Raw genomic sequence first — 1761 nt, forward strand, 5'->3', positions numbered from 1 at the left:
AAAAGACTAACTATATAGAGTCAAGTAAAAATTAGCTAAATCAAAAAAATATTTTATAACAAATAGTTTTAAAAAAGAGCACAACAAATAGACCTTTCATAACCAGTTTTTTTAGCTGTTCAATAGCTAATCGGAAATGATTTTATAAGGCTCGTTTCTAGTCAAAATAGCATGGATTACGTAACAAAGTTTACGAGAAACTGCACCTAAGGCAGTTAGATGATGTTTTCCTTCAGAGATTTTTTTCTGGTAAAACGCGCTAAAAACAGGATCACACTGAGAAGCAATTAAAGCGGCTGAAAACAAGGCTTTTCGTAGATACGGAGAGCCACGCTTACTCATAACGTTATGTGTTGCCTCATATTGCCCTGACTGAGTTACAGAAGCGTCTATTCCAGCGTAAGCGACGAGTTTCTTCGGATTAGAAAATTTCTGAATGTCGCCTATTTCACCAAGAATGGTCGCACCATTTATTGGACCAATTCCAGGGATTGTGAGAATAACAGAGTCCAAAGGATTCATGATTTGTTTGATTTCGTTTTCGGTTTCCTTCACTTGCCGTTCAATGAATTTCAATTGTTCAATCATGGATCGTAATTGAAAGGTAAACGCTTCTTGAGCAAATTTCACTCCAAAGGAGTTAGAAGCGGCTTGCTTTAATTGATCAGCTTTCTCTGGCTTGATCCGGTTTCTGCTTAATCCAGCTAAGTATTGAGCTAAATCTTCCGAAGAAATGTTCTCTAAGTCCATTGGGGAACTAAACGCTAGCAATAACTCTTTAGAAGCTTTTCCGAAAACGCCCTGCTTGGTAAAAATCGACGCGTATTCGGGAAATACTTGATCGAGCACGGCTATGATTTTTCTTTTGAAGTCACTTGCTGTGCCTACTAAATAAGTTCGGTAACGAGAAAGTTGTTTCAAAGAAAAAATATTTTCATCAGATAAGACTGTTTCGACAAATGAGCCATAGCGCATTAGGTCAGCAATCAAAACAGAATCAATAATATCGTTCTTTCGTTTCCGTATTTCTGTTCCTTTGCGCCACCCATCAGTCTGAAGGGGATTCACAACGTGAATCAAATAATCTGATTCGTGGAGATATGAAAAGATGGACAGCCAATAGTGACCTGTGGCTTCCATCCCTATAACAAAATCACAGGGCGCTCCTGAATAGTTGGCTATTCGCTCAATCAATGACTCTGCTCCTTCAGTCGTGTTAGGAAAAGAAAAACCTTTTAGCAACACCTTTCCTTTCTCGTTCATGACAGAAGCAACGTGAGTGCGTTTACCGATATCAATGCCTAAAAAGTACATGTATATCAGACCTTTCAAAAAAGTATTTTGAATTGAAATCCACTCAACTGAAAAGCGTCACTACCTTGTACGAGATACGGAGTAAAGTAAAGACTTTCAACATCTAACTCATACGTAATCCACTTATCAGAGAGAGGAGCCAGTCTTTTGAGTACGGGTTCAACGACCCAAGGTGGGAACGGCTTAGCCTCTCAATCCAATAAATATATTATCTCAAAATAAATGAGTTAATACCAAATTAAAATAACCATGGTTCATAGGGTTATCCAATCAAAATCGGAAGGTTAAAACCCTAACTCTAATATACAAGGTGGGAAAACAACAAAAATCCATGCAATTGTTGATGGATTAGGTAATCCTGTCTCTTTTCAGCTGTCCTCTGGAAACCTTTATGATGGAAGTGTTGCAATTAGCACCTTATCAGCGATAGAAATCAAAGGTTCTAAT

Annotated in this window: 1 protein-coding gene; it reads right to left on the minus strand. The window is 37.9% G+C overall.

Annotated elements, in window-relative coordinates:
- Window positions 1-126: 126 nt before the first annotated feature.
- The gene (locus tag ACRDCA_RS00055) at window positions 127-1314 is read right to left on the minus strand and encodes an IS110 family transposase (RefSeq protein WP_438687737.1); all 1188 of its coding nucleotides are present in this window, start codon (window positions 1312-1314) and stop codon (window positions 127-129) included.
- Between the last annotated feature and the right edge of the window lie 447 nt (window positions 1315-1761).

Source organism: Serratia sp. (in: enterobacteria), assembly GCF_051654945.1.
Taxonomy (GTDB): Bacteria; Pseudomonadota; Gammaproteobacteria; order Enterobacterales; family Enterobacteriaceae; genus Chania.